At 62.6% G+C, this 7,456-nt stretch carries 7 protein-coding genes and 1 pseudogene; 4 read left to right on the forward strand and 4 right to left on the reverse strand.

The genetic code is table 11. From position 1 onward, the window contains the following. Nucleotides 1–379: 379 nt before the first annotated feature. On the forward strand, nt 380–1,150 hold the full coding sequence (locus E2K76_RS19765; protein ID WP_136686156.1) for an SDR family oxidoreductase: 771 nt from the start codon (nt 380–382) through the stop codon (nt 1,148–1,150). Here the strand turns inward: E2K76_RS19765 and E2K76_RS19770 are convergent, their stop codons facing one another. Both E2K76_RS19770 and uvsE read right to left on the reverse strand, forming a co-directional pair. Continuing rightward, a complete protein-coding gene (locus tag E2K76_RS19770) occupies nt 1,151–2,518 on the reverse strand; it encodes a YncE family protein (protein WP_136686157.1) in 1,368 nt (455 codons plus the stop codon). It abuts the gene before it with no gap. Nucleotides 2,519–2,621: 103 nt separating this feature from the next. After that, nucleotides 2,622–3,674 carry a UV DNA damage repair endonuclease UvsE gene (uvsE, locus tag E2K76_RS19775; protein WP_136686158.1) on the reverse strand — a complete coding sequence of 351 codons (1,053 nt, stop codon included), beginning with the start codon at nt 3,672–3,674 and terminating at the stop codon, nt 2,622–2,624. Between the two features lie 120 nt (nt 3,675–3,794). On the opposite strand from uvsE, the gene E2K76_RS20515 reads away from it, so the two are divergent. Both E2K76_RS20515 and E2K76_RS19780 read left to right on the forward strand, forming a co-directional pair. Continuing rightward, nucleotides 3,795–3,959 carry a hypothetical protein gene (locus tag E2K76_RS20515; RefSeq protein WP_169053413.1) on the forward strand — a complete coding sequence of 55 codons (165 nt, stop codon included), beginning with the start codon at nt 3,795–3,797 and terminating at the stop codon, nt 3,957–3,959. A gap of 396 nt (nt 3,960–4,355) precedes the next feature. Then, on the forward strand, nt 4,356–4,598 hold the full coding sequence (locus E2K76_RS19780; RefSeq protein ID WP_136686159.1) for a hypothetical protein: 243 nt from the start codon (nt 4,356–4,358) through the stop codon (nt 4,596–4,598). A 532-nt stretch (nt 4,599–5,130) separates the two neighbouring features. On the opposite strand, the gene E2K76_RS19785 is transcribed toward E2K76_RS19780, so the two are convergent. Then, nucleotides 5,131–5,742 carry a hypothetical protein gene (locus E2K76_RS19785; RefSeq protein WP_136686160.1) on the reverse strand — a complete coding sequence of 204 codons (612 nt, stop codon included), beginning with the start codon at nt 5,740–5,742 and terminating at the stop codon, nt 5,131–5,133. A 601-nt stretch (nt 5,743–6,343) separates the two neighbouring features. Here E2K76_RS19785 and E2K76_RS19790 point away from each other — a divergent pair. Beyond that, nucleotides 6,344–6,697 (forward strand): annotated as a pseudogene (locus tag E2K76_RS19790) (IS5/IS1182 family transposase); the annotation flags it as partial. 29 nt (nt 6,698–6,726) lie between these two features. On the opposite strand, the gene E2K76_RS19795 reads toward E2K76_RS19790, so the two are convergent. Next, complete coding sequence (locus E2K76_RS19795) at nt 6,727–7,173, reverse strand: carbohydrate kinase family protein (RefSeq protein ID WP_136686161.1); 447 nt, start codon at nt 7,171–7,173, stop codon at nt 6,727–6,729. Nucleotides 7,174–7,456 lie beyond the last annotated feature (283 nt).

The following is a 7,456-nucleotide window of genomic DNA, read 5'->3' on the forward strand; positions in this document are numbered from 1 at the left end:
TCTCCGCTGCGGTGAAGCGGTATCTACGGATACGAACCAACACTCGCAAGAGGAAAAATGAAAATTCTTAACGTACCGCGCAAAACCCCAATAAAACTTGACGTTACGCTGCGACGATCACGCTTACATCCTGCGGTCCATCCTTGTCGGTGACAAGAATCTGCACCTTCCGGGCTGGAATCACCCTGCGCAGCGCCAGACTCCCCGTCCGGACCGCCATGCCACGACCCGACTGACTCGCCGCTGTCTTCTGCGCATCGCAGTTGTCGCCGCCGAGATCGTCCGCGGCTTGTTCGCCAAACGCTCGCGCAGCTGACCTCGTCGTTGCCTTCGCCCACCGCCCGGGGCATTCCTGCACCGGGCATATCGGAGGTCGGGCATGCAACTGAACGGGTTTGCGGATCGCACCGCCTTCGTCACGGGGGCGGCGGGCGGGATCGGCCAGGCGGTCGTCGCAAAGCTGCGGGGCGCCGGAGCAAAGGTCTTCGCCACCGACACCCCCGAGGCGCTCGCCGCCCTGAACCCGCAGAGTGATGGCACGATCTGGCACGCGCTGGATGTCCGCGATGCCGAAGCCGTCCGCAATGCAGTGACCGAAGCCGAAGCGCGGCTTGGGCCGCTGGCGCTGGGCGTCCATGCGGCGGGGATCGTGTCGAACCTTTCCGTTCTGGACACCTCGCCCGAGGAATGGGCTCGCGTGATGGACATCAACGCAGGCGGCACCTTCAAAGTCACCCGCGCGATGGGCGCGGCGATGGTCGGTCGCAAATGCGGCGCCATCGTCGTCGTCAGTTCGAACGCAGCGGGCATTCCCCGGATGAACATGGGCGCCTATGCCGCGTCGAAGGCGGCTGCGACGATGCTGACCCGCTGCCTCGGGCTGGAACTGGCCGCGCATGGCGTGCGCTGCAACATCCTCGCCCCTGGATCGACCCTGACGCCGATGCAGACGGGGATGTGGGCGGATGAACACGGGGCGGCAAAGGTCATCGCGGGCGATCTGGCCAGCCATCGCACCGGCATCCCGCTGGCCAAGCTTGCGACCGCCGAGGATGTCGCGAACGCCGCGATGTTCCTTCTGTCGGACGAGGCGGGCCATGTCACCATGGCCGACCTCTATGTCGATGGTGGCGCGACGCTGCGCGCCTGATCAGCGCTTGGGCGTGATGCGCGTGATCGTTCCGGTCTGGTCGTCGTCGCCCGGCGTGCCATACATCGCCACGGCAAAGACGGTGCCATCCGTGCCCAGCGACACCTCGTTCGGCAGATCGCCAAGGGGCAGGTTCGCGACCAGCTTCGCATCCGCATCCAGCACGGCAATGGTGCCACCGGCGCGCGTCGCGGTATAGGCCTGCTTCGTCACCGGGTCCCACACGATGCTCAGCCCGCCAGCGCCGACATAGGTATCGGCAATCACCTCGCCCTCCTCGTCGATCAGAACGACATTGTCCGACTCCTGCCCGGTCAGCCAGATGCGCCCGGTTTCGGGATCATGCGCGATTCCCGATCCCCCGACGATTTGCGGCACTTCGAAACTGTCGCTTGCGCCGGTGTTCACATCGACCCAGCCGACGAAGGGCGTGTCGCGGCTGACCGACCAGAGCCGCCCGCTTGCCTTGTCCAGCGCCAGCGTCATCGATCCGAAATGATCGCGCCCGCCTTCCGCCTCGAAGTAAAGCGTGCCGACCCGTTCCAGCGTGGCGGTGTCATAGACGGCAACCTTGTCGCCCAGCCCGACGCTGACATAGGCGCGACTTGCGTCCTGATCGATCAGGATGTCGCGCGGATGGGCAATCGAGCCTTCCTCGAACGCCTTGACCACCTTCAGATCGTCCGCGCCATAGACGGTGACGGTCTCGTTCAGCGTGTTGATGGTCCAGACATTGCCATGCGCATCGTCCACCTCGACGCCGAAGACGTCGATCAGCCCGTCCTTCGGATCGGAAGAGGGCGCGATCTCGGCCTCGGCCTCCAGTTCCAGCGTTTCGGCATTCAGGCGCACCAGACGGCTTTCCTCGTTCGGGCCGCGGGCCGAGGCGACGAACAGCTTGCCATCCGCCGACATGTCGGCCTGATAGGCACGCTCGCCCACCTCGGCCGTCGCCAGATCAAAGGCGTCGACATTCAGCGGCGCCACGACCCTGGACAGCTTCAGGTTCACCAGCGCCACGCCCGCAGGGTTCTGCGAAATGACCGTCAGCGGCTGGTTGCCAACCTCCGCATCCGCCGGAACCTGGATCGGCACCGCGACGGCGCCCTTTTCATCGGCGACCAGCGGCTCGGGCGTCAGAAGCTCGGTGCCGCGCAGGACGGTGATGGACGCGCCCGGCGTCACGTTGCGCACCGCAAGCTGCGTCTTGTCGCCCGGTTGCACGGGCACCTCGCGCGACCCGGCGCGCAGGCTGCCGTCGATCTGGTCCGGCGCGGCGGTCCAGACGCCTTGCGCATGACCGAGCACTGGCATCGCAAGCAGCAGCGGCGCGGCGATGAGCGTTGATTTCAGGATTGAGTTTCGCATCGGAACATCCCTGCGAGGAATTCCCTGCCTGTCGGTGGGTGGGGAGCCGCCCGCACCTTATGCCGCCGGCATCGTGACGCCAAGCCGCTTTCACCGGATGCCGCTATGGCTCCGCAGCATCGCCGGGGGCGATCCCGAACTCTGCCGCCACATCCGGGGCATATCGCGCCAGATCGCCCCGCAACCGAAGCAGCGAAACGTCCTTCGCCTTCGCCTCCAGCATCACATCGAATTCCAGCCCCGCCGCGGCGCGCATGAAGGTGGCGAATTCGAACGGGTTGGTGAAATCGGCATGTCCCGTCCAGATCGGCGGCACCAGAACCGTCTTTACCCGCGTCTTCGCATTCGCCGGTAGCGCATCGCGCTCTGCCGCCGTCAGCTTTCGCTTCATCTCGCGCATCTCGGTGCGCGGAGAGGAAAAGTGGATCTTGGGCCGCACCCCAGCGGGCCAGGAGTCGACGAAACGCTTCACGGTTGCGCGCAATTCCAGCCGTTCGGGGTTCAGGCACCAGAAATGCTGGTAATCGAAGATCAGCGGCACCCCGCAGCGGTCGTGAATCCACAGAACATCGGCAGCCGAAAACCGGATGTCGTCATTTTCCAGCACAAGACGGCGGCGCACATGTTCGGGGCATTGCTCATACCCCTCGATCCATCGGGCGCGGCTTTGCTCACGGTCGCCGTAGACCCCGCCGACATGGGTGACGAGCACCCCCTCCGGCCCCATCCCCATGCGGTCCAGCATCTCGGCCTGAGAGCTGAAGTCCCAGATGCTTTTCCGCGTCAGTTCGGCATCCGGACTGTTGAGAAGCACATATTGCGACGGATGGAACGACAGGCGCATGTCCAGCGCCCGTGCCTTCCGGCCAAGGGCCGCCAGTTCGGCATCGCTTTCAGCCACCATGCCGTGAAACTGCGGCATGTCCGGATGGGTGGCATAGGGCGCAAGATCCGAGGAAAGGCGATACATGTCGATGCCCACCCCCGCCAGATAGTCCAGAACCCGGTCCACATGTTCGATCGATGTCTTCAGATGCGGCCCTTGCTGCCAGCGTCGGGTGTCATGGCTCGGAATATCCGCGCGCCCCATCACCTTGACGGGAAATCCGAACCGGCGCGGGTGCCGGGCCCGGTTGGGAGTCGTCGTCTCGTTCATCGCGCATCCACTCGCCCTTGGCCTGCCGCAACCGCCCGGACAGAAGCTTGTTCCCGTCCGCTTGCTTGCTCGAATGGGCGCGGCGGCGCAGCCTTCACCATCAATGAGTGGAGAGTGTCGATGCGGACTATGGTTCTCGCCATGGCGGCGGCGCTGCACGAGCACGCACCCCCGACCTTCGAAAACCTTGGCAAAGGAACGGCCGAGGATTGGGACGAGGACAGCTCGACCCCTGACATGCATCCCCGCTGGTGCCTCGTCCATAACGAGGATCTGCCGGTTTGAAACTGGTGTTCGGCGGGTGGCGTCATGGCCAGCGCGTTGGGCGTGGAGCCATCGTGCAGCGCAAGCGTCCGATGCGCTCCGAGCGCCGTCAGTTTTCCGAGCCGCTGCGCGAAGTTCATCATTGTAGTGAATGGACTGATCGGGCCGGGGGATGCTGTGATGCGCAAGGTTGACCCTTTCTGACGCAATTCGGCCGGTCAGATTCTCGCATCTTCGCGTTCGCGACTTTGAAGAGATTCTCCATCACCTGTGGCTGCAATGCCCAAAACGGCCCTCTTTTCCCAAGCGCTGTCGCGCCGTTCGATTTGCGAAGGGAACGTGGGGCGGTGTCTTTGGACCCAGACGCGCGAGACTGCGTTGGTCAGGAGAACTTGATGCAGATGTCAGGAGGACGCTATGACCAAAGCCATTCTCAAGCTGGATGGATCGGACCACATCGAGGGACAGGCCGAAGCGGGCGGAGACTATGTGCGCTTGCTGGTGGACGGCTTGACCAGCGCCGGCGATCTGAAGACCGCCTCAAGGGGCGCGATCGACATCGAGGGCATGACTTCGGACGTAGTTCTTGAAAACGTCAGCCCGTCACCCGATGGTCAGGGAACCATTCTCACCATGCGGCTGTTCAAGCCGATCGGATGAAGGATCGAATTGGACCAAGCGCCCCCAGATATAGCGATCCTATTTTTGCCCGATTTCACGGCGATCGCTGTAATGTTCTCGACACCGTTAAGGGCTCCGCCGGGCCCGTTTATCTCCGTACGCCCATCGTAAAGCGGGGAGACCAAATCACCGGCGAAGCCTTGCTCGGACCATTCCCCACCATCTCCGAATTCCGGGGCAATTCGAAGGTCTGTATCGGTGCATTTGCGCCGGGCATGCTGATCAAAAGAGATGCGGCCGCCAGAAGCGTCTTCATCGTCACTCTCCGAAGTCGTCGAGTGATCAACGATGGGTTCTGATCCGAAAACCCGGCAGGCTGACCAGGAAAGCGGTGCACCCAGTAATCGCTTCTCGGTTTGCACGAAGAAGAAGTCTCTCCGGCATTTGTTCCCGGAAGAAACATGAGCAGCCGTTTTCCATTGAATTGATGCCAGCAGATACGAAACGAATGCGCAGCGGATCAGACGAGGTGGGGCGCTAATCGGCTCTTGATACGCGTGCATCGTGTCATTCACCGTCGGCGGCGGATAGCGGCTGCAAAGGCTAGCCCCGAGGCAAGCATCAGAGCGCTTGATGACAGCGGAACGGGGGCGAGGGTGTAGCTCAAATTGTCGTAGACGATGGCAGAGCAATCCGCGCACCCCAAGCCTGACGGATGGTCAACAAAATCTAGTGGCGTACTGATTATCAACTCGTTGATACCGCGGAATTCCGGGCCGAAATGATAGGTAAAGGAACTGCCACCCACTCCCATAGCCATGGCCACATATGCGACAGATTTTCCGTCTATAAGGCCTTCGAACATGAGGTTGTCAAAAGGCTCGATTTCGCCTTCCCAATCCTGTGGTCCCTCGTTGAGCCCGCCATGGCCAGCTACATCGATAGACAAGGGGGTAAACAAGCTGTCCCGCTGTATTGTCGCGCTAGGCCAAGCTGGACCGCCCGGGCCGTGGATGGTGCCCTCCCCGGGGGTATAGTACATTGAGGGATCGCCATAGAAGCCTTGCTCCATCCAGGTGAAGTCTTCTGGCATATATTCGACAAGACTATCGAATGTCAGCGTCGCTGCCTGTGAAGCACCCGCCGAAAAGGCAAGCGCCAAAGCGAGAACCGAGGTCTGCATTGTCACTCTCCAACTCGTAAAGAAACAAGCCTGCGCCCCGGTCTCGATTCGAGCAAGCGGGCAATATTCAAGCCCCGCAACCATCGCCCCGCCATCACGGGGTTTTTCTGCGTCCAAAGCGCGCCATGATCATCAATTAGCCGGCCATCGACTTCATCAAGGAACTCTAGAGATTCGAGAAACGGTCATGGCTCGCCCATTGCGTCCGCAGTCCCGGGTAAACTCCGTAATCACGCATCTGGCAGCGTTTGCGACAGAACCCAGTACCATTCGTCATCTCGACGACACGTTAGCGAATGACCGCCCTTGCAGATTGCCGGGTATCACACCGAAGTGCCGTCCCACCGCTTCCCGCCCGCCGTCCGGTGAATGGGCAGAAGCGATTGCTTTCAGACGTCAAGTTTGTCCTCGGCTCTGTTGCCCAAATCCAGCGCTGGATTCCTTTTGTGAATCCAGCGTGATAATTGGGCAGCATGAGCAGACCGACACCTCCGACCTACAAGACCTGTAACTGGCCGAGCTACAACAAAGCGCTGAAGCGCTGTGGCTCTCTGACGATCTGGTTCGATCCGGCCATGCCGTGGGAGGCTGGTGCGACAGGAACCAGATCCCGCCTGAAAAGGAGATCGCCACCGTCACCGCCCATGGCGCCTTCGACACCCGAGGCGCCGCCGCGATCATCCCGCCCCGCAAGAACGCCAAGCCGTGGAAGGCCGACACCGCCGGGCCATCGATCCTGCGCACCTCGACGCGGGTTGGGCGCCCCATCGGGCGACGATCGAGCGGCAATCACCGCCGAAGCCGGGCCGAAACCAAAACGCATTGCGTCGAGCTGCTAGGCCAGCGCCTGCCCGCCCGGGACTTCGGCCGTCAGATCGTAGTGTTCCAGATCCGCGTTGCAGTCCTGAACGGCTTCACCGCGCTCAGCATCCCCGTCACGCAAGCCATGCGATAAGTCTGGCCGGGAAAGGACAGCCCCGGCCTTCAGNATAGGAAAAGCGCACCCGGATGCATGATGACTTGCGACGAAGCGCGATGGGCAGCTTTCACCGACCCCGCGATTGTATGGCCGGCAAACAGTCGGGCGGCGAAGACACCGTTGAATGCGTCCCCTGCGCCCGTACTGTCCACCGGACGCAGCCGTATCACCCCGTCAAACCGCTTTGCCACTCCGCCTGACAGCCCGAACATCTCGTCACCGCCGTTCTTGATGATGACCATTCTGCACCCAAGCGCTGCACAGCGTTCGGCACAGGTGGCAAGGTCGGCATCGCCGAACACCTGCGCTTCGTCGTCGAAGCTGGGCAAGACAATATCCGCAGCCGCCTCCATCGGGCCGCGGCGCATGTTGTCCACGCTTTGCCAAAGACGCTGACGCAGGTTGGGATCGAAGATTTTCAGGCCCGGCAGCGCGGGCCCTGGCGACGGCACGCCTGAACTGCGCCGCCCTTGCCGATGGGGTCGCCCTTCCCGCCTTCGAACTCCGCCCCGTCCATGACGCGCCCATGGCTGACCTGAAGCGTCCAACAAGCCGTTCCCCGGCCCTCGATCAAGGGGCAAGAAAGACCAGATACTTCTGGGCGCCGGCCGCGATGACAGACCGTGGGGGCGGCGCGGCGCCGTCGGGCGCGACCTTCCGCCATGCGTCCGGTCGGAGCGGGCAGCATGCCGAGTATGCTGACTGAGCTACTCCCCTGAAATCGGACAGTGACGG

This window comes from Falsirhodobacter xinxiangensis, from assembly GCF_004959935.1.
Lineage (GTDB): Bacteria > Pseudomonadota > Alphaproteobacteria > Rhodobacterales > Rhodobacteraceae > Falsirhodobacter > Falsirhodobacter xinxiangensis.